This is a genomic window from Commensalibacter papalotli (ex Servin-Garciduenas et al. 2014) (genome assembly GCF_000527695.1).
Taxonomy (GTDB): Bacteria; Pseudomonadota; Alphaproteobacteria; order Acetobacterales; family Acetobacteraceae; genus Commensalibacter; species Commensalibacter papalotli.
This window is the reverse complement of the sequence record NZ_ATSX01000001.1, coordinates 351,225-376,453: the sequence shown is the minus strand read 5'-3', so window position 1 is coordinate 376,453 and position 25,229 is coordinate 351,225. Positions and strand designations below refer to the sequence as shown.

Annotated in this window: 22 protein-coding genes and 2 tRNA genes; 11 read left to right on the top strand and 13 right to left on the bottom strand. The window is 34.3% G+C overall.

The window, feature by feature from the left end:
* Window positions 1–40: 40 nt before the first annotated feature.
* On the bottom strand, window positions 41–1,597 hold the full coding sequence (locus COMX_RS01695; RefSeq protein ID WP_034336311.1) for an inorganic phosphate transporter: 1,557 nt from the start codon (window positions 1,595–1,597) through the stop codon (window positions 41–43).
* 451 nt (window positions 1,598–2,048) lie between these two features.
* Between COMX_RS01695 and cysG the strand changes: the two genes are divergently transcribed.
* Entirely contained in the window at window positions 2,049–3,446 is a 1,398-nt protein-coding gene (gene cysG / locus COMX_RS01690; protein WP_084051488.1) for a siroheme synthase CysG, read from the top strand.
* A 102-nt stretch (window positions 3,447–3,548) separates the two neighbouring features.
* A complete protein-coding gene (locus COMX_RS01685; RefSeq protein WP_034336304.1) occupies window positions 3,549–3,872 on the top strand; it encodes a hypothetical protein in 324 nt (107 codons plus the stop codon).
* 53 nt (window positions 3,873–3,925) lie between these two features.
* Here the strand turns inward: COMX_RS01685 and grxB are convergent, their stop codons facing one another.
* Complete coding sequence (gene grxB / locus COMX_RS01680) at window positions 3,926–4,576, bottom strand: glutaredoxin 2 (RefSeq protein WP_034336301.1); 651 nt, start codon at window positions 4,574–4,576, stop codon at window positions 3,926–3,928.
* A 113-nt stretch (window positions 4,577–4,689) separates the two neighbouring features.
* Here grxB and eco point away from each other — a divergent pair, with 113 nt between their 5' ends.
* Both eco and COMX_RS01670 read left to right on the top strand, forming a co-directional pair.
* Window positions 4,690–5,196 (top strand): serine protease inhibitor ecotin, encoded by a 507-nt coding sequence (gene eco, locus COMX_RS01675; RefSeq protein ID WP_084051487.1) that lies wholly within the window; start codon window positions 4,690–4,692, stop codon window positions 5,194–5,196.
* Between the two features lie 107 nt (window positions 5,197–5,303).
* On the top strand, window positions 5,304–6,077 hold the full coding sequence (locus tag COMX_RS01670; RefSeq protein WP_034336297.1) for a glycosyltransferase family 25 protein: 774 nt from the start codon (window positions 5,304–5,306) through the stop codon (window positions 6,075–6,077).
* 1 nt (window position 6,078) lies between these two features.
* Here COMX_RS01670 and COMX_RS01665 read toward each other — a convergent pair whose 3' ends face one another.
* Window positions 6,079–7,851: a hypothetical protein gene (locus COMX_RS01665; protein ID WP_034336295.1), complete on the bottom strand. Its 1,773-nt coding sequence runs from the start codon at window positions 7,849–7,851 to the stop codon at window positions 6,079–6,081.
* A gap of 156 nt (window positions 7,852–8,007) precedes the next feature.
* On the opposite strand from COMX_RS01665, the gene COMX_RS01660 reads away from it, so the two are divergent.
* The 4 genes from COMX_RS01660 to COMX_RS01645 all read left to right on the top strand — a co-directional run bounded on the left by COMX_RS01660 (window position 8,008) and on the right by COMX_RS01645 (window position 10,711).
* Window positions 8,008–9,138: an asparaginase gene (locus COMX_RS01660; RefSeq protein ID WP_235176734.1), complete on the top strand. Its 1,131-nt coding sequence runs from the start codon at window positions 8,008–8,010 to the stop codon at window positions 9,136–9,138.
* 179 nt (window positions 9,139–9,317) lie between these two features.
* Window positions 9,318–9,800, top strand: coding sequence for a hypothetical protein (locus COMX_RS01655; RefSeq protein WP_034336293.1), 483 nt, complete (start codon window positions 9,318–9,320; stop codon window positions 9,798–9,800).
* 16 nt (window positions 9,801–9,816) lie between these two features.
* Window positions 9,817–10,239, top strand: coding sequence for a hypothetical protein (locus tag COMX_RS01650; RefSeq protein ID WP_034336290.1), 423 nt, complete (start codon window positions 9,817–9,819; stop codon window positions 10,237–10,239).
* Between the two features lie 49 nt (window positions 10,240–10,288).
* Window positions 10,289–10,711 carry a hypothetical protein gene (locus COMX_RS01645; RefSeq protein ID WP_034336287.1) on the top strand — a complete coding sequence of 141 codons (423 nt, stop codon included), beginning with the start codon at window positions 10,289–10,291 and terminating at the stop codon, window positions 10,709–10,711.
* On the opposite strand, the gene COMX_RS01640 is transcribed toward COMX_RS01645, so the two are convergent.
* The 5 genes from COMX_RS01640 to COMX_RS01620 form a co-directional block, all read right to left on the bottom strand.
* Complete coding sequence (locus tag COMX_RS01640; RefSeq protein ID WP_161631835.1) at window positions 10,706–11,869, bottom strand: acyltransferase family protein; 1,164 nt, start codon at window positions 11,867–11,869, stop codon at window positions 10,706–10,708. The two genes, COMX_RS01645 and COMX_RS01640, sit on opposite strands and share 6 nt — an antisense overlap.
* 32 nt (window positions 11,870–11,901) lie before the next feature.
* On the bottom strand, window positions 11,902–13,116 hold the full coding sequence (locus COMX_RS01635) for an acyltransferase family protein (RefSeq protein ID WP_034336283.1): 1,215 nt from the start codon (window positions 13,114–13,116) through the stop codon (window positions 11,902–11,904).
* Between the two features lie 131 nt (window positions 13,117–13,247).
* Window positions 13,248–14,351, bottom strand: a complete 1,104-nt coding sequence (locus tag COMX_RS01630; RefSeq protein WP_034336279.1) for a glycerol dehydrogenase — start codon at window positions 14,349–14,351, stop codon at window positions 13,248–13,250.
* 100 nt (window positions 14,352–14,451) lie between these two features.
* On the bottom strand, window positions 14,452–15,048 hold the full coding sequence (locus COMX_RS01625) for a LysE family transporter (RefSeq protein WP_034336277.1): 597 nt from the start codon (window positions 15,046–15,048) through the stop codon (window positions 14,452–14,454).
* 235 nt (window positions 15,049–15,283) lie between these two features.
* The gene (locus tag COMX_RS01620; RefSeq protein WP_051461776.1) at window positions 15,284–16,078 is read right to left on the bottom strand and encodes a DNA/RNA non-specific endonuclease; all 795 of its coding nucleotides are present in this window, start codon (window positions 16,076–16,078) and stop codon (window positions 15,284–15,286) included.
* Between the two features lie 122 nt (window positions 16,079–16,200).
* On the opposite strand from COMX_RS01620, the gene COMX_RS11340 reads away from it, so the two are divergent.
* Together COMX_RS11340 and COMX_RS01615 are read left to right on the top strand one after the other, a co-directional pair.
* On the top strand, window positions 16,201–16,332 hold the full coding sequence (locus tag COMX_RS11340; protein WP_255343260.1) for a hypothetical protein: 132 nt from the start codon (window positions 16,201–16,203) through the stop codon (window positions 16,330–16,332).
* A gap of 844 nt (window positions 16,333–17,176) precedes the next feature.
* The gene (locus tag COMX_RS01615) at window positions 17,177–17,785 is read left to right on the top strand and encodes a hypothetical protein (protein ID WP_034336273.1); all 609 of its coding nucleotides are present in this window, start codon (window positions 17,177–17,179) and stop codon (window positions 17,783–17,785) included.
* Between the two features lie 64 nt (window positions 17,786–17,849).
* On the opposite strand, the gene nifJ is transcribed toward COMX_RS01615, so the two are convergent.
* A complete protein-coding gene (nifJ, locus tag COMX_RS01610; protein WP_200867593.1) occupies window positions 17,850–21,395 on the bottom strand; it encodes a pyruvate:ferredoxin (flavodoxin) oxidoreductase in 3,546 nt (1,181 codons plus the stop codon).
* Window positions 21,396–21,982: 587 nt separating this feature from the next.
* Between nifJ and COMX_RS01605 the strand changes: the two genes are divergently transcribed.
* A complete protein-coding gene (locus COMX_RS01605; protein WP_034336269.1) occupies window positions 21,983–23,263 on the top strand; it encodes an O-acetylhomoserine aminocarboxypropyltransferase in 1,281 nt (426 codons plus the stop codon).
* A 53-nt stretch (window positions 23,264–23,316) separates the two neighbouring features.
* On the opposite strand, the gene COMX_RS11165 is transcribed toward COMX_RS01605, so the two are convergent.
* The 4 genes from COMX_RS11165 to COMX_RS01585 all read right to left on the bottom strand — a co-directional run bounded on the left by COMX_RS11165 (window position 23,317) and on the right by COMX_RS01585 (window position 25,060).
* Window positions 23,317–23,466 (bottom strand): hypothetical protein, encoded by a 150-nt coding sequence (locus COMX_RS11165; protein WP_200867591.1) that lies wholly within the window; start codon window positions 23,464–23,466, stop codon window positions 23,317–23,319.
* Between the two features lie 201 nt (window positions 23,467–23,667).
* Window positions 23,668–23,742: transfer RNA gene (locus tag COMX_RS01595), tRNA-Gly, on the bottom strand.
* 52 nt (window positions 23,743–23,794) lie between these two features.
* Window positions 23,795–24,817: a DUF2806 domain-containing protein gene (locus COMX_RS01590; RefSeq protein WP_084051486.1), complete on the bottom strand. Its 1,023-nt coding sequence runs from the start codon at window positions 24,815–24,817 to the stop codon at window positions 23,795–23,797.
* A 168-nt stretch (window positions 24,818–24,985) separates the two neighbouring features.
* Window positions 24,986–25,060 (bottom strand) — tRNA-Gly (locus COMX_RS01585).
* Window positions 25,061–25,229: the final 169 nt, after the last annotated feature.

Here is a 25,229-nt window from a genome sequence, read left to right as displayed (position 1 = left end):
CCTTGAACTCTATCAATTGAAAGGCGCTTGACCTAAATTCTTAAAAGAATTTCAAAAATAACCAAAACAAACAACCTGATAATATAATAGACATCGGTAAAGTTAGTACCCAAGCCATCGCCATATTCCGAATGGTCTTCCACTGAATACCATTTCCTCGGCCTACAGAAGTCCCCGCAATAGCAGAAGTTACAACATGAGTTGTACTAATGGGCATATGAAACTCATTTCCCATTTGAATCATCGTCATGGCAACAGTTTCTGCAACTGCACCTTGACCATAACTCATTTCATGCTTACCAATTTTTTTACCAACCGTTACCACAATGCGTTTCCATCCCACCATAGTACCAAGACCTAATGCAATCGCAACGACCACTTTGACCCAAGGGGGAATAAATTGAATGGCAGTAACAATATCACTCTCAAAATTCTCTATAATTTTTTCTTGTTCTTTAGGTAGATCAGCTTGTAAGTGCGTAAAATGAATTAAATTTTGATCTAGTAAATATAAATTATTTCTTAGATTTGTTTGGTTTTCTACAGGAACTTCTCTAAAAGTTGTTTTATTACCAACATCTACTTGAATGAGTTTCAACATTGTTCTCATTGCAGGAATAGTATCGGGTAACAAATGATTTTTTTGAATTGTTTTTGTTAAAATAGCGCGACTGTCTTCTAATGATAATACAGTATCGGAACCATAATTCGCCAAAATCTTATCTACGACAATTGCCTGATGCGTAAATTCTTCAACCTGTTTTGAAGATACTGCATTATTTAAAGCATATGCTGTGGGAACAGTTCCGATCAAAATCAACATAATCAGCCCCATTCCCTTTTGACCATCATTAGAGCCATGGCTGAAACTGACACCCGTACAGGTTAAAATTAATAACAAACGCATAGGCCAAGGCGGGGCTTTCCCATCTTTAGGAGCTTGATATAAGGTTGGAATGGGTAATAAAACCCGCATTAAATTCATACATAATAATGCAATAACAAACCCTGCCAAGGGGCTGAAGATCAACGCTTTAAAAACTTGTAATGCTTGCCCCCAATCTACTCCACTAGCAACGCTATCCCCCATTAATAATTGATTCATTAATCCAACCCCTAGGATTGAACCAATCAATGTATGAGATGAAGAGTTAGGAATACCAAAAAACCACGTTAATAGATTCCAGATGACTGCTGCTAATAATAAAGCAAAAATCATTGAGAATCCTGCTTCGCTTCCTACTTTTAATACCAGTTCAATAGGAAGTAAGGAAATAATTGTATAAGCAACAGCACCACTAGATAATAAAACCCCAATGAAATTCCATATACCTGACCAAATCACGGCAAAAGTGGGAGGCAGAGAATTACTATAAATTACTGTTGCAACAGCATTAGCTGTATCATGAAAACCATTTACAAATTCAAAACCAAGTGCAATAATTAACGCCAAGCCTAACAATAAAAAAGCCAAAGACGATGAGTGTGTGGAACCAATGAGATCCTCACGCACATGTAGTATGGTATAAATAATTGCGCCCAATAAAACAGATAAAAAAGCAATCGTATTAAGCAGCGATCGATTACGAAGGGTCATATTTTAAACTTTTTTTGTATGAAAAGTAAAAATTGTTTCTAAGAAAATCATTTTATAAATGCTTTATAATTTTAAAAACAAAAGAAAATAAGGGTATGTAAATAGATAATCACTTTTAGTAAATAAACGACGAACCTGTATATAGGATCTCATCGGGAATATCCTGACCTTATTAAACAATAGCAATGAGTTTTATCATCTTGGTTTGACTTTACAAAAGAACCCCGCTCATCACAAGAGGGCAAGCATGAGAAAAATAAAAAACTTATATAGCGTTATAAAAAAATAACAGTTTTTATATTAACGCTCTTAATACTCCTCTTCCATACTATAGTTTTCTGATTTCACAATTAAAAAAACAAGTTCTCTTTTAATCAAAATAAAATTAAGATATGAACATTAATTATATATTCTTACTATTTCCCTTAATGATAGGTTTTATATTCATATTATGAATGCCCCCTCTCCCTTTTCTTATTTTCCTATTACATTACGCATTGATAACTCCCGACTTGTTATTGTCGGAGGTGGGCAAATAGCAGCTAGAAAAATCCGATTACTGTTGGATAAGAATGCCCACATAGAAATTTTTGCACAAGAATTATGTCCTGAGCTCCAGCAACTAGAGCAACAAGGGATCGTAAAATTTTATGGAAATATTAAAGATAAAGAACATTTTAAGCACCATATTCGCAGTGCACGCTTAATTTTTGCTGCTACCGATGATCAAACATACAATTCTTATATCTCTGAGTGGGCACAAGAGTGTAATATTCCAGTATGTGCCGTTGATAACCCACAATATTCCAGTTTTATTACACCCGCAATCATTGATCGAAATCCTGTTCAAATTGCTATTTCAACAGGTGGGACTGCCCCCGTTTTAAGTAGACGTATTCGTGAAATCATAGAACCCATTATCAATCAAACCACAGGACCTTTGGCACGTTTTATGGGAAAACATCGCCATTGGGTAAAAAAAAACCTTCCTGTCACTGAACAGCGCCAACGTTTATGGGAACGATTTTTAGATGGCCGTGGCACGTCTTTCATCGAACAACATCAAGAAGAGCAAGCTTTTGCGCATTTACAAGAATTAATAGAACATCATGACTTGACAAAAGGTGAAATATGGCTGGTTGGTGCTGGCCCTGGTGATCCTGATCTTTTGACCTTAAAAGCGCTTCATTGTTTACAAAATGCAGATGTGATTTTATATGATCATTTACTGTCCAATGAGGCCCTAAAGCGAATTCGTCGTGATGCTTTGTTGATATATGTTGGTAAGCAAAAAAAGAAACATACCCTACCACAACAAAGTATTAACGAGCTGCTAATTGAACATGCGTTAAAGGGAAAACGTGTTTTACGATTAAAGGGCGGAGACCCTTTTATCTTTGGCCGTGGTGGTGAAGAAGCAGAAGCCTTGGTCAAAGCTGGTATTCCTTTTAAAATTATCCCAGGAATTTCTGCTGCCAATGGGTGTGCATCCTATAGTGGCATTCCTCTTACTCATCGCGATTGTGCACAGGCTTGTTTAATTTTAACAGGGCATACTCAACATGAAGGTGAATTAAATCTGCCTTGGGAAAGTATGACTGATCAACAGCAAACACTTGTTATCTATATGGGGTTAAGCACTATTTCTCAATTATGCCAAGAGCTAATTGATAGGGGTATGCCACCCTCATGGCCCGCGGCTGCTATTCAAAACGGAACTTTACCTAATCAACAAACCCTTATTGGGACACTAGGAAATTTACCACAATTAGTGCAACAAGCTCATTTTAAAAGCCCTGTGTTGCTTATTATTGGGAAAGTTGTTGATCATCAAGTTATTTCGCCTTAGTAAAATTTAAAAGTTTCTATTAAAAATACATTCATTCATATAAACTTTATATTATACTATATCACAAACATTATTTATTAATTTTATAGATTGGATCAACATATGAGTGAACAATGCATTTCCAAAGAAGATTTTCAGCAACTACAACAAGAAGTTAAAAATTTAAAATTAGAAAATCAACAACTTAGTGCTGCACTTTTATTAATGCAACAACTGATTTCTGCCTTTGCAGTCGATTTAAACCCTATCGATCGAGCAGGATTAATTCACAATATTGACAATAATTTTAAAGAACTTGGTGCAGCAGATACTATTCCTTTATCTCCTACGCCATCACGCCCTTCTACTGCATTAAATGTAGCTCTAAAATTGCATCAAATGAGTAAAATTTCTGAGATGTTCAACCAAACAAAAGACTATATCTAAGCATGATTTTGAGGCAATATATTTTATCAATATACTGTCTCTGCCTTTATACCTTAATTGGCAAATTCATCATTTAGTGGAATAAAACAAGTTTCAGAAGCCTTGTTCCGCCATCTGTCGACAGTAGGACCATAAACCAACCCTTTGATAATAGACAAAGAATGCAATTGTGCAAAAAGAGAGAAATCACTCATAGAGAGATCTCTTTCAAGATCAATCAAAGGATAATCAAATAAAATATCTTCTAAATCATCAATAGCTCGTTGAGCTCTTTGTAACAAAGCTGGATCAGCTAAATCTGACATAAAACCTCTGCCTGAAGGGTCCTTATTATTATGAAAATATTTTCTAGATTCTTCTGAGCCAAATTCAGGGAAAGGTGCTCGTATCCAACGAGGATAAGTTAAACGATAAATAAAACGCTCTACCCCTTTGACCCAATCTGTAATCTCATCCACTTCTGGTATAATCACTTTGGGTTGACCTAGATTCTGATCAATAAACTGAATAATGTCTTTGCTTTCTGACATAAAAACATTTGGTTTATATTCTAAAACAGGCAACAACTTACGCCCTACCATTTGCATAGGAGTTTGAACATCGTCATATAATAAATAAGCAACCTCAACAGGATAATTTTTTAAAACAAAAACCATTTTTGTCATGACACAAAAAGGACAATGTTCATAAATATAAAGTTTCATAACTTATCCAAATCAAGGTTATTCTTCAAAAAAAACAGAAGAGGTTTCTCAGCAGCTCTTGTAAGCATTATGCTAAAATATTTCTTTACACCATTATTTTCAAGGAAAATAAAATGCACTTTTTTAAAAAAACTTCACTTTCAAAATTTAGTTTGTTTTTACTATGCTGTTTTTCTATGATTTTTTATACAATGACAGGCAATGCAACAAACAAAAAAGACCCTATGTCAATTTGGCCAAAAGCAGAATTAGGGTATAAAAGAGTTGTCATTCAACTTCCGACTTTAAAAGACGAAGACGCATACCGTGTTGAATTAGTTCCACAAAAAACTATGAAAGCAGATTGTAATCACATCATGATCAACGGAAAGATTGAAATAAAACCTTTGACTGGATGGGGATATGAATATTATGTTTTAAGCCAAATATCTCAGCCAGCATCTACAAGAATGGCATGCTTTCCCGCAGTCACACAGTCAAAATCAATTACCATTCAAACGGATTTATCTTTTATAAGATATAATAGTAAACTCCCTATTGTTGTTTATATTCCAAAAGACGTTCAATTATCTTATCGTATATGGTCAGCTGCTCCTTTACAAAATGCTGAAAATAAATAACGCTCATTACCAATATTATTTTTTTTACTTTTTTTCTTTAAATCAGTTGCGAGGAGTTATATATAACTCCTATACCATCCTTATATATGTGATCTGATGAGGAACATATGTTACCAATCTATCTTATTAACTTGCAACGTCATACCGAACGTCTAGAGCAATTCAAAGCAAATAATCCTTTTTTAATTAAGCATTTAAATGTTTTTACTGCTTATGACGGATATCGTTTAGCACGTAGACAACTGATTATGGATGGTTTAATTACAGATCGAAATAACTATGACGCAAGATCCCTTGGTATTTTAAAATCTCATTCAGAACTTTGGAAAATTGCAGCAAAAAGTGAGCATGGTATTACTATCATGGAGGACGATGTTATTGTTCACCCTGATTTTATGAAAATGAATAATGAGCTAATCGAAAATAAACAAAAATATGATATTATTGCTTGGGGATATAATCTTGATTGGCCTATTCGCTTGCAAACAGCCAAAGGCCTGCCCTCTTCTTTAATCTCATATTTGGTTAAGGTTGGACAAACTGATCAATTTCACGGATTTAATCAAATTGGATCTTATGGTGATAAAATAGATAAAGAAACCTACCTATCACAAACGATAACACCAAGCTTTATTCCTACCAAAATGTTTGCGGGTCTTCCTTGCTATTCCATTACACCTCAATGCGCACAAGCATTGCTTGATCAATTCCCAATTGATATTTACAATATACACTTTTATGGTGCTGTTTGTGCGAAAAATAACGAGTCAGGAATAGACATCACCCTGGAATATTTATACCGCAATATGAATGTTGTAATAGCATCTCCATTTTTAGCTTATTCTAATAACGAAAAATTAACAAATACGCCAAAAGAATAAATTAAGACATAAATAATGTTATCACTGCCTTTTTAATAGATAAATCTTTTGGCTTACCATACGCTGAATTCTGAGGCATATAAGCAACCACAAATGTAATTTTATCCCCTTGTTCTACAGGATAAGTCATTGCAAAAGGAAGTTGTTGATGCGCACACACTTGATGAGTTACATCGTTCACATACGGTATTAATGGTAGTTCTAATTGTGTTAATGGATAAATATCATTTTTTTGTTGTTGATTGCAGGCAATATTTAATAAGAACATATCCCCAGCATGATAAGAAATAGGCTCAGATGGATTTAATTGTTCTTCTGGAAATAAAATCCATCCTTGAATATGCAACAAACCATCCGCAGGTACTTTCCAATAATGATCATCTTCAGACCAGTATTGTTTCCCATCGCCATTTAAATGTTGTTTATTATCTTTAACCGTTAAATTTTTCCAAATTATTTTTTTATCTAAAGTTACAGGAATATTTTCCCTTTCAAACTGAAATCTTGTATATGTCTCTGTCCCAAGATGTTTATTATCAAAAGGAGCAACATTTTCTTCTTTATCGGAAGTTACAACAGGCCTAATTTCCACAATATTATCTGTAGTAGATTTGCTTGTTTGAATATTTGGATTAAATGAAACTGGATATAAGTGTGGCCTTGAGGTAGATGCGGGACGTGGTGGCAATCGAACCTTATCCTGAGAATCTTCAGTAGAGAATAAAGGCTTCCAATCACTGGGGGATTGAGGATTATCCTTAATCGCATACAGTAACACCAAATCTGAATAGCTTTTATAGTCATAGCATAAAATCAAAGTTCCTTTTGTCACATGAGTAGGTATCTCTTTGATCGACAAAGGAGCAATTTGCAAATAATCAGTAGAAACTAGTTTAGCTGATACAACTCCAGGCATTCCGATATAAATATTTTTAGGTTTAGCCTCAGTAGAACCAACATATAAACTATGACCAGCCATCATTCCTTGGGATGTAAACAACATTCCCTCTCCCAAAGGATGACCAGCTATGATGGCTTTGGTATAAATTGAATCAGTGCTGATTTCACCTTGAACAGACAAATTACCTTTGCCATTAGACTTTATCTTACCTTGATCAGAATGAATTTGATTTAAAATCATTCTCTCACCAGGGTTTTGTGCATCATTGTAAACAGTCATGACTGGTTCAGTCACTCCGTTCATAACGAATAAAGGTATCCATGATTGTTGTTGGTTAACTTGTCTATATTCCCATAAATAACGATTATTCAAGTTTAATATCATATCCCCTTCAATCCAAGGCTCTTGGTCTTCTTGAAGATAGTTTGCTTCTGGATTACGATCTAAAGCCCATAAACGGCATGTTCTTTGCCCTTTATCAATATCGACTTTATTTTTAAAATCACTGATAATCGTTACTAAAACGGTAAATTGATAAAATTGTTTAGTATTTGTTTCAACTTTAAACAAAAGAGTTGATTTGCAATTGTCCCATCCCCCATCGATTATGACAGTGAATTGAGTTAAATTATAAACGAATTCTTTTAACCCAAGTGAGGAATCCCCACTTTCATAACTCACTTTTTCGATCGATTCATTTGGGTGTAATATCAAACTTAAATCAAATAAATATGAAGCGGCTTGACGCTCTAATTTATAAATAAAATCAAGCTGATGACCATTTTGTAAGATAGGTGGAATTAATAATCGCTGCTGAGGGCTACTATTTCTTAATGTTGTTTTATTTTTATTTTTAAACCACTGAAACACCATAAAGCCACCTAAGAAATTGAACTGTAATTTTTATCTTAAAAATAACGAAGCTTTTAATTTATGCTATTTTAATCAAAAGCAAAACAGATTACAAAGAATCAAACATAATTATTTCTGATAACCTGCTTTATCATATAAAAACGACGGGTTTATGCTATGCAATATATAACAGACAAAGTAACGCTTAAATATTTATTTGGATTAACTTGCTTGGGGCTTTCATGCTTTGTACAGCCTATATCCGCATCTCCTTCTCAAATACCTTTAGAGGCAAATGCTATGCACCATGCTATCCAAGAAAAAGCAACAATTCTTATTTTGACTACGGGTGGCACGATTGCTGGCCAAGCAACCAATGATAAAGAATTAGGGTATCATGCTGCACAAACCTCTGGCGAATCTTTGATAAAATCAGTCCCTGCACTTAAAAATGAAGCAAATATAGAGGTATGCGCTATTTCTCAAATCGGTTCTCAAGATATGTCAGATCATGTTTTGTTGGATTTAGCTCATCATATCCAAAAAGCTGAGGAAAACCCAAAGATATCTGGTATTGTTATTACACATGGTACTGACACCATGGAAGAAACTGCCTTTTTTTTAAATGAGGTCATTCCTCACCATAAACCTATCATCTTAGTCGGGGCAATGCGTCCAGCAGGTTATGCAAGCGCAGATGGAAGCGCAAACCTTATCGATGCGGTTAAGGTCGCATCAAATCCGTTGGCACAAAACCGTTCAGTTATGGTAGTCATGAATGATTCAATTTTTGCAGCACGTTCTGTGCAAAAAATGAATACACAAAATATTGATGCTTTTCGGGCTCCTAATATTGGGCCTATTGGTGTTGTTAATACTGAGCATGTTCATTTTTTCCAACCTGCAATCTCGCAAAAACCAACTACCTTTATGCTTCCTAGCCAAGCTCCATTTCCTCGGGTAGACATTATCTATTCTCATATACAAATGGATGGAGGGCTTATTGAAGATGCTGTAAAAAGAGGTGCAAAAGGCATCATACTCGCTGGCGTTGGTGATGGAAATACATCAGCTGATGCCTTAAAAGCATTACAAGAAGCTCGAAAAAAAGGGGTAATTATTGTCAGATCGACCAGAGTTGGCAGTGGTTTTGTTAATCGTAATGTTGAAGTGAATGATGATCAAAATCAGTTTATTGTTTCAGAAGATCTTAATCCTCAAAAAGCACGACTATTATTACAAATTCTACTAGCCAATAAAATTAATAATCTTGATCAAATTCAAAAATCTTTTTCTACATTATATTAATTAAAGACTTCAAAGAGGAGGATCTAATCCTCTTTGAAGTCTTTAATTTCTTTGATGTTTCAACCATAATGATCCAGAAATTATTCAAAAAATAGAAAAAGCTTGATATAATTGGTCATTTCTTCTTAGAATATGCACGTTTGTTTTATATCTATAACTCAGTAAGTTGGAGATAACGGTTGATTAAAAAAAATTTCTTTGGAGTATGCTTTTTATTCGCCATAAGCGGTATATCATCCGTTTTTGCAGATACTCATCACAAAACCATCACCTCAAAACATACTCAAGAATTATCAAAAAACATAACAAGAACTACTGAGAAATCTGTCTTAGCAGATCCCCAACTTAATTTTTACAGCGCGCACCAAGATAAAAATAACTATGTTATTGCTTTATATACTAACCGACCAGGTAAAGCATTAATCACCTATGATTCTCCTACCTGCCAAGCAAATTCATATGGTGATACGATCATTGATTCGAAAAATAAATCTCAAATAGAATTTACTTCTACAGAAGATCCCCTTTGCAAAATTACTTTAAAAAAAGAAAATGATAACCAATTAAAAATTATAAAAGAAACTCCAGCATGCACAGCGTGGCATGGCGATTTTTGCAGCTTTTCATCCTTATCTCCCTTAACGCGCATTTACCCACATTAAATCAGAGTATAATCAGATGAAATTATATCCATTCCTTTTTTTATGTATTGCAGGCGCAATTACGTTACCTCCCTCTTTTGCAACAGCGCAACCGATCACAATGCAACAACCTATTAATATGATTGCTTATGAACATAAGGCGCAACATCAGTACGCATCTGTATCTTATATGCCCTATTATCCAGCCTACGGAATGATTTCTTTAAAATCTCCCGACTGTAATGCAGAAATCGCAGGATATATTGATCCTTTTGCATTGAAACATAAGAAGCTAATTATTACTTATAAAACATGTAAAGTTTCTTTTAACATTGCTCAAAATGATCAAGAGATAAGTAACTCCATAGAAACTACATCTTGTGAAGAGTATCATCCTAAAAACTGCAGCTTTTCTCAAATCCCTGCTTTACAAAGAATTCCCTTAGGAAAACATCCTTAAACTTAATATACTTACTGGTTATATGTAAATTTTTAAAAAGACATACAGAATGAAAAACTTACTTTTATCTTTTACGCTTGGTGCTGGTTGTCTGATAAGTCACCAAACTTATGCTCAAAATTTAGATGGTAACACGCTCTATGTCGATGCTGTCATCAATTTACAACAATCTATGCCCAGAAAAGCCACCATTGATGGAAAAAGAATTTACAGTGTCGATTCAGATCATATTTGTTCAATTACAGTAACGATGGGATCCTCCAGACAATATCAGTTCTCTTTAGTTACTTGGCCTGAAAAAGGCCATATTGATGACGCTGGATATTCAGAGTTTATTCTCAAAGATACAGACAATAAACCACATATCCTTAGAACTGATAAAATCAAAGGAAAGAGATTCTTAGCCAGCATGAAAAACCTCATCACAAATTGCCAAAAATCCACTCAAAAAAATAAATTTAACGACTCATAACTTCTGATTGAAAGCCAGCTTTTTTCTATCCCATAAATGAGATAATATACATCCCAATTGAATACCTGGTTTTTCAATTAAAATATGCACGAATATTGCAAGGAATAAAATCAAGCTAGTAATTAATGTCATAACACACCAAAACTCTATTGAGCCTTGCAACACATAATGACGTATAAATTGAACGGAATACACCCAATAAAATACGATCCCTTGTAAAAGATAAATACCATAACTGACCTCTCCCATTCGTTGAGAGGCAGGCAACGTAAGTAATCCAAAAATAGAGCATCCAGAAATAATAAAAAAGAAAATTATAGCGAATAAAATTGTAGAAAAATATACACCATCAGGAACAAACACGAAGATCGCAATCAATATACTCAAAACAATAAAAGACTGTATTAAGGGGCTTAAAGGGATTTTTTTTAAATATTGTTGTAAAGTTGCACAAAGCATGCCCATTAAAAATATAAATAAAACGGCTAATATTTGACTGAATATTGGATAAGCATGTGTAAAAAAGGCTGTGATAGAAATAACTACTATAGCGTAAACAATAAAATACAATGCTCTTTTTTTACTTTGTGCAAACCAAGAAACAAAAGGCAATAACCCATAAAATAACCATTCATATTGTAACGTCCATACAACCCCTAATAAAATCATAGAACTCATCATATAATTATTAATATCAGGCAAAGGTAAAACTCCCAGTGCCAACCAAGCGCCTATTTGCTTACAAAATGCTATCCAAGAAACCTGTAATGTCCAGTGCGTTTCTATCATCACAATTATAAACACACAAAAGCAGGCAAACCAGTATACAGGTGCAATGCGGCAAAAGCGCTTGATATAAAATGATGGCCACTTCATTCGCTCTTGAGAAGACAACAATTTAGACCAGAACAAATAGGCTGTAACCATAAAAAATAATCGAACAGCAATAGTTCCAAACATATTATAAAAAGGATTAGGACTGCCCGCCCATTGACCTGTTTCTAGTAATGTATGAAAATTCTGGCCATGAGAAAAAACAACTCCATAAGCCAAGAAACCTCTTAGCCCATCAATAGTTTGCACATGATTCACACCAAAAGCGTTAGCCTTTATTTTGCTAAAATACGGAAAAGACAAAACACATAATAAAAAAGCCATTATCAAAAAAAAAGGCCATATTGAAAAATATGTCATGTTATGAAATGCTTTATATTTGTTTTCTGACTTAGTTTACTTGCTATTTGTTTACCACGATCCATACTTGGTTTTTCAATAAATATATATAAACAACAAGCTACAAGTAAAAGAACGATAGATTCACCTAATAACACACCCCAATAATGCCAAATAGAGCACATCATAAAATGTTTTGTCACAATCAATACATCGCTAAAAAAATATAAAACTAACCCTTGGCATAAATAAATGCTGTAACTAACCCTGCCCATTCGTTGTGAGGCTTTCAATTTGAATAAACCAAACAAAGAAGCTCCAGACACAACACAATAAAAAAATATTCCACCCAATACAAGCATTAAGGGTTCTGGATATTTATGACAAAAAGACAATAACAAACAAATACAGCCGACCATAATAACAGATCCACAGAAATCATTAAGTCTGGGTTGCCACTGCATTTGTTTCAACGTTGCAATCAAAATACCAATTGCATAAGAAGCAAAGGGCATCATATCATTTTCAGCAAGAAAATGTATTTTCCAGTAAAATTGTGCCAAAATGGTGAAAACACACAAAATAATTGCAAAACTTAACGATGACCAAATATTTTTACTGAACACTCCAATAATCGGCAATGTTAAATAAAGCATCCACTCGTAAGGAATAGTCCATACAACCCCCATCACCAACAAAGATGTTAAACCAAATCCATTGATAGAAGGAAAAGAGAATAATCCAAATGTTAACCAAGCAAATATCTGTTTAATAAAACTCAGAACCGTTACGTCTAAATGCCAGTGCGTTTTGTTCATCACCGCAATAAATAAACATAAAATACATAAATAATAAACAGGGGCTATCCGAAAGAACCGTTTAATATAAAAGGGAATAACCTCTATTTTTCCTTGATATTTTAACCATCTAGTCCAAAATAAAAATGCAGAAATCATAAAAAAAACGCATAAACCCGTAGTTGCCAGCAAGTCTATATAACTCCCTGCTGCTCCTTTAAATTCCTTACTATGAACTAAATTATACCAAACAGTGGCATGTAAAAAAACAATCAAATAAGCAAGATAACCACGCAAGCCATCAATCGTATATAAACGATCCTCCTGGGAATTTCTTACTACTTGAATTCTATAAAAAAGAGGAATGGGCAAGCTGAGGAAAACAATTAATATCACTAAGATTATACATAATGGCCAGACCGCATCATAGGTCATACTATCCTCAGTTTTTATATAATTATGAAATTTAAAAAGCAAAATATCATATAGTTAACATAATAAAAATGCACAAAAAGTAATCTTTCTGTGCATTTATAAAATCCTAAGATAAACTATAAAGCCTTCACTTATGCTTGCCAAGCTTTTCCCAAAGCATCTGCTGTTAATATCGCAGCATAGACTTGCTCTGGCGTAACTTTAAATGGCATATTATGAATACTTTCTCCCTCTGCACAACTCGCTTTGGCAACATCCATAATTTTCTTTTCTTTAAAACCATCCCCTTCTTTAACCCCAATTTGAGCCAAAGTAATCGGCAAACCAATTCGATCACAAAACTCTAAAACAGTTTCCAACTCTTCCTTTGGCGCATTTTCCAATACAAGTTGAGTTAGGGTTCCAAATGCCACTTTTTCTCCATGATACATATGATGGCACTCTTCCAAAATAGTAAAACCATTATGTATAGCATGTGCAGCCGCAAGGCCTGAACTTTCAAACCCAATTCCACTTAAATAAGTATTCGCCTCTACGATACGGTTCACAGCGATAGTTGCAACACCGTTTTCAACCGCTAACTTTGCCTTGTAACCTTCTTCTAAAAGCGTATCGTAACATAAACGTGCCAACCCCATAGCTGCCAATGTAGACTGACCTCCTGCCATAGTCTGAGCACGAGAAAGAGAACATGCTCTTCCTTCAAAATAAGTTGAAAGCGCATCCCCCATTCCAGCCACAAATAAACGAACAGGAGCCTTGGCAATAATCGTTGTATCCATAAAAACCATATCTGGATTTGTGGGGAACATTAGATATTCATCAAACTCACCAGTTTCTTTGTAAATCACAGACAAAGCACTGGTTGGTGCATCATTTGATGCAATTGTAGGTACAATTAATACGGGCACTTTGTGATAATAAGCAACAGCTTTTGCTGTATCCAATGTTTTACCACCACCAGCACCGATAACACCACGACAATTATTCGCTTTTAAAACATCCCCAAGCCGTTGGATTTCCTTTTTAGAGCATTCACTTCCAAAACGTTCAAATAATCCTTCTATAGAAACCTTTTTTAAACTCTCCTCAATAATCGGGGCTGCAATTTTCATCACAATATCATCAGCAATAACCAAATAATGATCTGACAATAATTTAGCATAATGACCAATTTCTTTTAATGCATTTGGCCCTTGGATATATTTAGATGGGGATTGAATAATTTGTAACATTTGACAAACTCTTTAAATATATAAAATTGCTTTCAATTGATCTTTCTATCCTGTAATAGATCAACAAAATTGAATATAAAAGTATGTTACAAATTCTGATCTATAGCAAGAACTCTACCAACATAAATACTGCAAATATGACAAATATCAACGCAGACGCAATATCTATTTTTTTTGCATATTGCTGATATTTTCTTTTAACGAAAGAATGAGAAAAAAGTAAACCCAATCCAACAAAACAAATAAAACTTTCAATTATAAGAGAAACAATAATTGGGAGAATGTTCGCAATCCCAGACCCCAAGGGTAGAACAGAAAAAATACTGGCAAAATAAATAATCGCTTTGGGATTAGATAAATTACACATCATCCCTTTTAAAAAATAATGCTTTTCCTGAACTGCTTGATTGCTCATTTTTTGATTAGAGCGCTTTACTATCCCATAGGCGAGATATAATAAATAACAAGCCCCACCCAGCATGACCAACTTAATCAGCACAGGGTAGGTCTGAAACAAAATATGCAACCCTAATATAGATAAAATCATCCAAATCAAGGCACCCGTACAAATCCCTGCAACCACTTTACAGACCGCAGTTTTATTTCCGGTTATTCCTGTTCTAGAGACCAAGAAAAAATCAGGGCCAGGAATAATCAATGCGAAAAATTGAAGAATTAAAATACCTATAAAAGACATAAATTAAATAAGCCCCTGTTACTAAAACAATTTTTTACATTAGGTTCTCATGATTCCCAATGCGTTTAATATTCTTCATTATAATGATGTTTAAAATCAACTATTTGATCATTAATAAATTATAATCATTGCCTTCTATCATCGCCCATATTTTTTTGCTCAAACTTTATTGAGCTTAAACTAAATGAGGAAAAATCAAAATAAAAAACCAATAAAAAAAATAACCCCTCACCTATTATTGCCAATCTTTTCTTTGATAATGTTTTTTTTGTTGCTTTTTATATTCTCCCATCTTTGGCAATGGTAACTGAGCTGCTTTAATAGAAGCATCAAGTTTTGGAAAAGGATCTATTCCAGTTTTTTGCGTAAAAAATTCAACAGTTTGTATATAACAAATTGGTTTTTGCGTATTTCTGCAAAAATAAACCCCAGTTTGTTCTAATTTTGGCACATAAATTGCTTTCCACGTAGCATACGGCACCCACAAACGATCATCACCAATTTTTTTAGTATTACCTTGGAAATAAGGAGCAGTAACGACATAGACCGATCCATATTGAATGGCCATTTGACGGGTTTGATTTTCTATCCAATTCCATTTGCCACTATTAAGCTGTCGGGTTTGAGGTACCAGATTTTGAGGAATAAATGTTTTAACTTGAGATTCATAATTGCCCATATCTCCACTGGGAGCCATATGACCACGATCATATCCCGAGTTACGATAGTCTCGTATCAAAGGATCTCTATTATCAAAAGTTCCATAACGCCTCATTTCTTTAGCCTTCTGAACTTGCTCTTTCGTAAGCAATTCAGCAGAATATACATTAACATTAGTTTTCTTGGAAAAACCCCATGCATATCCCTCATCACATACCCTGACGTCTGTTTGTATAGGCAAGGCTTTTTGCTCTGTTGTTGGCATAATAGAAGTCGGCGTTCCATAAGCCTCATAAGGGCAAGTAATTTGCGCCTTTACCTGAGTGCTAATACATAATCCCAATAAAGCTGCAATATATAATTTTTTCAAAAATCACCTATAAGTCAAATAATAGCTTGTTTTCTTTATTATCAATCATATTAAAACTTTAAAATACCATTTACTGGTTATAATATGCGACTACTTTCTGATCAAATAAAGCACTGTAAACTATGAATACGCCTAAATTATTATCGTTACCTTTTATATCCGTAGGTTTATTTTTGTCTATATCACAGTCTTTGGCAGAGACTATTCATTGTCATTCTCCTAAAACAGCATTCGCAAATAACTCTAGAGAATAGTTTTATAATAATACGATTGACATCAACCAACACAGTCCAGAACAAACTAAGATTCAGGAAGATGCCTTAGTGTATGAATATCAAAAACAAATTGATTTTATAAAGCTTTAAATAGCCCTCATATTCCCTCGACAAAAATTACTGTTCCAACCACATATAAAAATTATCCAGAAAATTATAGCGATGACTGGAAAGTATACACCATAGGCACTATCCCTCGATATGCTGATAAACATCATCTGGGCGCCATTGATAATGCCATCCTAGCAGCCAATTTCATTCGACCTAATATATGTGCAGTTATTTATGTTATTGAAAAAGCTGACCAAGCAAGCATTAATAATAAACAAACATTACTTTCCTGAACATATTCAAAATTATAACAATATTGAGGCTAAAGTTGTCCGTATTCCCATATCAGAGCTTCAAAGAAACTATGAAAATACGTAATTAAAAATTTCATATAAGCCTCTACATTCATACAAAATCAAAATAAATATACGATATCTATCTCCCACCAGGCTATAAAGATAGTAACTGGTTAAATACTGCATAGAGTAAAATTTACCCTTATCTTTATATGAATATTTTTTATTCACACCCTAATCAATTTGGGTTTTATAATATTCTAAAATTAGATATAAAAATAAAACTATCGAACAAATCCTAACTCACGATGGCCCTGTAGCCTATCACCCTTACCCAATTTCTTTGGTCGAGAAGAAGCTATTTTATATATTGATCGGTCTGAATTAAAAAATGCCATCAACATGAATAGTATTCCTCACAAGCATACACAAGAAATCATAAATAACCCAAGAGACGAACTTTTGAAAGAGTAATGATGGAAAAACAACCACCGACATCTCAACAATATATAAACACTGCCTTTCAAAACCCAGAATTTGTACAACAATTATGGTGTGAAGAAGATAAAATCTCAACAATCTTATCCCATGCAGTTAAAGAGTGCTCTGTAAACGAAAATAATAGCCCACTTAGCATTTGTTGCGACTATCTGATTGATTATGTTTGTGTTTATCTTGTAAAAAAACCATCTGATTTTATATATATATTTGCCAGTTTTGATCAGGCCAAAGATAAAATTACCTTTATGAATTTATATTTTCAAAATTACTTAACTCATAATACGGTAACTTATGCGCTGCTTAAAAATATTACTCTAATTAACGAAATTGGAGAATATCAATATTGGATAGAATATCCCTTAAAATTCAGAGCAACTAAACTCATACAAAACGCATCACAAGGCTCCTTAACAATAACTGCTTTATTTCCAACAGAGCTTGATTTGCCAGAAGAAATGAAAGATTACTTATTAAGCTGGGCTTTTGTAGAAAACAAACTAGCAGAAACAGATATAGAATATTTCCGAACGCACTATGCGCGTTCTTATGAAATGCTTAAGCAAGCTAAGCAAAACAACAAATAATAACAGAGACAAATAAGTAAAAGAAAAGCCTCAATCATATTGAGGCTTTTTATGTTTTAATACACTATTCAAAATTCATTTCAGAAAGCTTTGTTAGTAAAGAATAACGTCGGGATACAACCTTATCGAGTTGTGCAATCAATGCATCTGCTCGTTCTGGATCGGTATTCCACAAACGATTAAAACGCTGTTCCTTGTGCAAAATATTTACAATAGGCTCTTTTGATAACTTAGAATCAAGAGTTAATAATGATTTACCACTGTCTTTTTTACTTGGGTCAAATCGATAAAGAGGCCAAAAGCCAGAGTTGGTAAGCTCTTTCATATGTTCATGACTGTAGGCCAGATTATATCCATGCTCTCCACATGGGCTATATGCAATAATTAAAGATGGGCCAGGATAAGCCTCTGCTTCTTGAAGAGCTTTAATGGTTTGATTCATCTGAGCCCCCAAAGAAATCTGGGCAACAAAAATATTACCATACATCATCATTGATAATCCCAAATCTTTTCTGGATTTTTCTTTCCCTAATTCACCAAATTTGGTAATTGCTCCCATTGGGGTTGCTTTTGATTGTTGTCCGCCTGTATTCGAATAACATTGGGTATCAAGAACCAAAACATTAACGTTTTCCCCTGTGCTGAGAACATGATCCAGACCACCAAAGCCAATATCATAGGCCCATCCATCACCACCAACAAGCCATATAGATTTTTGTAAAAGATAATGTGCGTCATGAATCAAGTCTTGTGCTTTTAGATCCTTGTTATCTTTCAGTAAATCCTGCATTTCTCTCATAGCATTACGACGCTCAAGATCAGAATTTTGTTCATTTTTTAATGTATCAATCAGCGTAGCCGGCAAGATTGTTTGAAAACTATCTAATAATCTTAAAACACGCTGTTTATGTTGATCAATCGTTAACCTAAAGCCCAACCCGAATTCAGCATTATCTTCAAAAAGAGAATTCGCCCAAGTTGGTCCACGCCCCTCACAATTTGTGGTATAAGGCGTGGTAGGTAAATTTCCTCCATAAATAGAAGAACAACCCGTAGCATTAGCAATAAACAATTTCTCACCAAATAATTGCGTTAATAATTTAATATAAGGCGTTTCTCCACAACCAGAACAAGCTCCAGAATACTCAAATAAAGGGGTAACAAGTTGAGATGTGCGAAGATCTATGCGTTCAATAGAAGATATTGGCCGATCAGAAATAGTTTGAAAAAATTCAAAATTATTTTTTTCAATTTCCAAATGATCTTGTATAGGTAACATATTAATTGAACGAATGCTTGGATCTTCTTTATCCTTAGCAGGACAGACCTCGTAACATATATTACATCCCGTGCAGTCTTCGGGTGATACTTGTAATACATATTCTTGCCCTTTGAAATCTTTGGCTTTAACAGGAAGCCTTTGTAATGTTTCAGGCGCATTAACAAATTCAGAGCTATTGGCAACTTTCGCACGAATAGCCGCATGCGGACATGCTGCAACACAAATATTACATTGCACACACATTGAAGCCTTATTCCAAATCGGAATCATTTCTGCAATACGTCGTTTTTCCCATTGAGTTGTTCCTGTTGGCCATGTACCATCAGGGGGTAGCGCAGAAACAGGTAAAGAATCACCATATCCAATTAACATTTTTCCTGTGATTTCCTTGACAAATTCAGGAGCATTAACAGGAACGATTGGAGAAAGCGCTTTACTATCAAGAGAAATAGGTTGTAACAGAATTTGATGGGTTGCATTTTTTGCTTGGATAATCGCTTTAAGATTATTCTGAACGATCGCATCCCCTTTTTTCTGATAGCTTTTAATAATCGCCTGTTTTAAATAATTCTCGAAATCTTCCTCTGGTAAGATAGAAGTTAAATGAAAAAATGCAGTTTGCATAATCGTATTTATACGCGTGCCAAGCTTGCATTCACGGGCAATTTTGTACGCATTTATAACATAAAATCGTGCTTCTTTTTCTAATAAAGCAGATTGAACCTCATAAGGTAAATTTTCCCATATATCCTCAGGTTCATAAGGCGTATTTAATAAAAATACTCCACCAGCTTTAAGCTTATCTAACACAGGATATTTATCAATAAATTGCCATTGATGACACCCAACAAAATCTGCACCTTGAATCAGGTATGTTGATTTAATTGGTTTTTTACTGATCCTTAAGTGTGATGTTGTTAATCCGCCTGCTTTTTTAGAATCATAAACAAAAAAACCTTGAGTATAATTATCTGTATGGTCGCCAATAATTTTAATTGTATTTTTAGTAGCTGAAACACTCCCATCACTTCCCAGACCATAAAATAACGCTGTTAGGCTATGTTGTGCTGATAAATTAGCAGGAATGGATTTAATAGAAAGATGAGTAACATCATCATTAATCCCAACAGTAAAACGCCTTTTAGGGGTTGATTGTTGTAATTCATTAAAGATAGCCATCACACAATCAGGGTCAAATTCTTTGGAAGACAGCCCATATCGACCATTAATAATTTTAGGCAATGATGACCGTTCGCCATGACTATATGCCTCAGAAAAAGCAGTCATCACATCTAAATAAAGCGGTTCAGCTTGCGAACCAGCTTCTTTGGTACGATCCAAAACAGCAATCTTTTCAATCGTTTCAGGAATTTGTTCTAAAAAATGCATAGCTGAAAAAGGACGGTATAAACGCACTTTTAATAATCCAACCCTTTCTCCTTGATCACAAAGCATATCAATCACTTCTTCACAAGGTCCAGCACCCGATCCCATTAGCACAATAAGTTTTGTCGCATTGGGATGACCATAATATTCAAACGGGTGATAATAGCGACCAGTCACCATATCGAAATGCTGCATTGTTTGTTCAACATGAGCATATACCGCATCATACCATAAATTGGTTGCTTCTCTAGCTTGGAAATAAGTATCAGGATTTGCTGCCGTCCCCCTCACAATAGGGTTTTCTGGGGATAATGCACGGTTACGATGTTCGCGAATGGCATCTTCTGGAACCAGTTGTTTAAGCTCTTCAATCTCTAAACTATAAATTTTATTCATTTCATGAGACGTTCTGAAACCATCAAAAAAATGAATAAAAGGGACACGGCTCTTTAAACTTGCTATTTGTGCAATAGCAGCAAAATCTTGAGCTTCTTGGACATTACTGGCACATAATAATGCACAACCAGTTTGTCGAACCGCCATCACATCAGAATGATCACCAAAAATCGATAATGCACTGGTTGCAATAGTACGGGCCGCCACATGCAATACAAAAGGCATAAGCTGCCCTGCAATTTTATATAAAGAAGGAATCATCAACAATAAACCTTGGGATGAGGTAAATGTCGTTGCCAAGGCCCCTGTTTGTAAAGCTCCGTGAACAGTCGAAATAGCCCCACCTTCGGATTGCATTTCCATCATACGGGGAATATCTCCCCATAAATTTGGCAATTGTTGTACAGCACAATTATTAGCATACTCTGCCATAGTCGAGCTTGGGGTAATGGGATAAATAGCGATAACTTCGTTTAAGGTATATGCAATAGATGCTGCTGCTTGATTAGCATCAACGGTAATCATTTTATTTAATTTATTACTCACAACAATAACCTCTTTAATACTTTGAGATATTACAATTTATTAGAGTCGTAATGAAAATTTATAATTTATAATTAACTAATAATGAGTTGATAAAAGCATACGATATAAATAAAACCTATATATTTTGTTAAACGTTATCAAAATGGATCAAATAACGAATAGGTTAATATCTATATTGCTTGATTTATATTATTATGACAAATCTATTTTAAAAAATAAGTTCTTTTTATTTATACTGATGCTTCTTAGCCAAATATTTATAAATATTTAAATGTAGTATTAAAATTCATCAGTTAATTTCTAGAATAACAAATTAATTTTTATGACCTTTGAGTTCCTTAATACTCTCTTTTATGAATATTATTCATATATCTTCCTGTAATGATTGATATTTTGTAAATAGGTATTTTATATGTAAATGATGAACATATCATTTTGAATCAGAGTTAAACAGCATTGTAAAATAATCTAACGATCTACCTTTATAAAAAGGAATAATCGAAATTATTTTTGATAAATCACAACAACTCTGGCTATACTTTAATTTGCGCAAAAACCACATGATCCAAACTATAAGGAACTTAACCATGAAGCAAAAGCCGCAATTTGAAACCCTATCTGTGCATGCGGGTGCCAGCCCTGATCCCACTACTGGTGCAAGGGCAACCCCAATTTACCAAACGACTGCGTATGTTTTTGATGATGTCGATCAAGCAGCCAACCGTTTTGCACTTGCTGATCCTGGTAATATTTATAGCCGCATTACAAACCCTACCCAAGCTGTATTAGAAGAGCGTATCACAGCTTTGGAAGGCGGAAGCGCTGCATTGGCAACTGCCTCAGGTCATGCAGCTGAATTTCTAACATTTCATACATTAATGGAGCCAGGCGATAATTTTATAGCGGCACGTCAGCTTTACGGCGGTTCAATTAATCAATTTGTTCACTCTTTTAAGTCTTTTGATTGGCATGTTCGTTTTGCTGATGCGGATGATGTATCTACTTTTGAAACCGTCATTGATGATCGTACGCGTGCTATTTTTATCGAAAGTTTTGCTAATCCAGGTGGGATTATTGTTGATATTGAAAAAATTGCCAAGATCGCACAAAAGCACAATATCCCCCTGATTGTCGATAATACAATGGCCACCCCATATTTAATTCGCCCATTTGAACATGGTGCCAATATCGTAGTGCACTCTTTAACAAAATTTTTAGGTGGGCATGGTAACTCTATGGGAGGCGTTATTGTTGATGGTGGGAATTTTGATTGGAAAAAATCAAGTAAATTCACTAAAATCACCGAGCCTCGCCCTGATTATGCTGGCCTTGTCGCCAGTGAAGCTTTTGGAAATATGGCTTTTGCGCTTGCGGCTCGTATTTTAGGAATGCGCGATTTTGGACCAACCATCTCTCCATTTAATGCTTTTTTGCTATTAACTGGTATTGAAACCTTGCCTTTAAGGATGCAACGTCACTGTGACAATGCAATGGAAGTGGCAAGTTATCTGGAAAAACATCCCAAAGTTTCTTGGGTTTCCTATCCTGGATTAAAAAGAAATCCATACCACGCATTGCAACTGCAATACGCCCCCAAAGGTGCAGGCTCTGTGTTTACCTTTGGTATTAAAGGTGGATATGATGCTTGTGTTCAATTCGTCTCTAAATTAGAGCTATTTTCATTACTAGCTAATATTGGGGATACACGGTCTTTGGTTATTCATCCCGCCTCTACTACGCATCGCCAATTAACTGATGCTCAGAAGATCGCTGCTGGTGCAGGACCTGACGTCGTTCGTTTATCAATAGGTATCGAAAACGCTGCGGACATTATTGCTGATCTAGATCAGGCGTTGGCTATTTTATAAAAATATAAAACGTTACAGATATGGATAATCCTTCATATCTGTAAAAATTCAATTTAAAATTGCCATCTCAACAATTTGATTTCTTCAATTGATTTTGGAATATCTTGACGAGCATGAGCTATAAAATCCTGATCTTCACAAATAACCCCTAATAGCTCAATATCATTCTCTGCTGTCATAATTAAAATTAGAAATACATTCATGATCCCTATCCTCAACATATAATTTCCAAGGACCTTTGGTTGCTTTATAACATTGTGTTTGTATTTGAGTTAATTTTTTTACAGCTATTAACTTTGGATTAAAAAATCTAGTTATATTTTCATTTGATGAAAAGCATAAATATTCATTGTTATAAATAAATTTTATGGAATATTGCTTTATTATTAAAAGCATAAATAAATTGGAGCGGGCGATGGGATTCGAACCCACGACCCCAACCTTGGCAAGGTTGTGCTCTACCCCTGAGCTACGCCCGCTCTGAACGTAGAGGTTATTTACGATATTTTTTATAATTATGCAAGAGAGTAATTATTCAAAATCTAATTTTATCTTATTTTGAGGAATTTTCTTAAAACCCTGTTCTTCTAAAGATTGTACAATGTAATTTAAATAATCAACATCTGTTTCCAAAGAGCATAAATCGTATAATTCTTCTCCTAGTTTTGTTAATTTATAGCCATAAAAGTCTATGTTTTTATCATCATCATGTTTAAAAATGTAGCTATCACATAGACAATTACAATTTTTAAAAGAAATTCTATAATACTTTACATCTTGATCGTAATGTGGGCGAATCAACATACTTTGATTCAACCCAACACCAGTAATTATCCCTAAAGATTGCATGTCATAAAGATAATCCAATGATAATTGACCCAACACATCTCTTGGAAATACTTCATACCACTCCCAACTACTAACAACTCCATTACCACCTATAACAAAACTAAAGAGTTTCTCTATTTGTTGAGATTCTTTTTGAGAAAGATTTTTTATAAATTCTAACGTTCTTAACGAATGTTTTCCTGGGGATTTAATTTCCCCGGCAAGAATTCTGCCCCATAATTGTTGGATTTCCTCTGTCGTTGTATTGGATGCTACCTCTCTAAAACGATCAATCCAATCCTGTTCAACCTGTTCTGTCGGAGGTTCGCCATCATCTTGTAACAGAATTTCTGCTGTAACCTTTAATGTATTGGCAAGATTAATTTCTTTTTGAATTTCTCTTTGCACCATATTTTCTGTTATTTGATGCGCTATTACATTTAAATAAGGCTCTTTTCTAACTTTTACATCAACATCTATAGACGTTGGATCTTGAACTAAAATTTTTTCAATAGAATCTATATTGATGCTGATATTTGTTGAATCTTGTTTTAATTGATTAGTACGCTTTTCAAGCTGAACATTTAATAATTTATCCAAATTTTCTATATGTAAACGTGCCTTTGCATCCCTTTTCATTACCCAAGGTCTGAATATAGCGATACCAGTTTTCTCTATAGTTTCCCACATTCGTTCAAGTAATTTGCTGCTTATGTTAAAATCCATTATAACGCTCTCAAAAGAACACAGTGAACAGTATAATTATTATAAAATACAAAACAAATAACCAAATCATACATTGCGAAAATGTTACAATATTGTTTAGCACAATACGAGTATATAATAAATGCTATTAAATTAATTTTATGGAAAATCGCTGCAGATTAAATAATCTGGAGCGGGCGATGGGATTCGAACCCACGACCCCAACCTTGGCAAGGTTGTGCTCTACCCCTGAGCTACGCCCGCTTTGTATTGCGTAAATTGCTTTTAAGAGATTTTTGAAAACCTTGCAAGAGAAAAATAATAAAATTAGAAAAAATTAATTTTATTTTTGTTTATGAATATCCTTATTGATATAATAAACCTAACACTTTAAAATTAGATGTTTTTAACCAACACTTTAATTTTCAAAGAA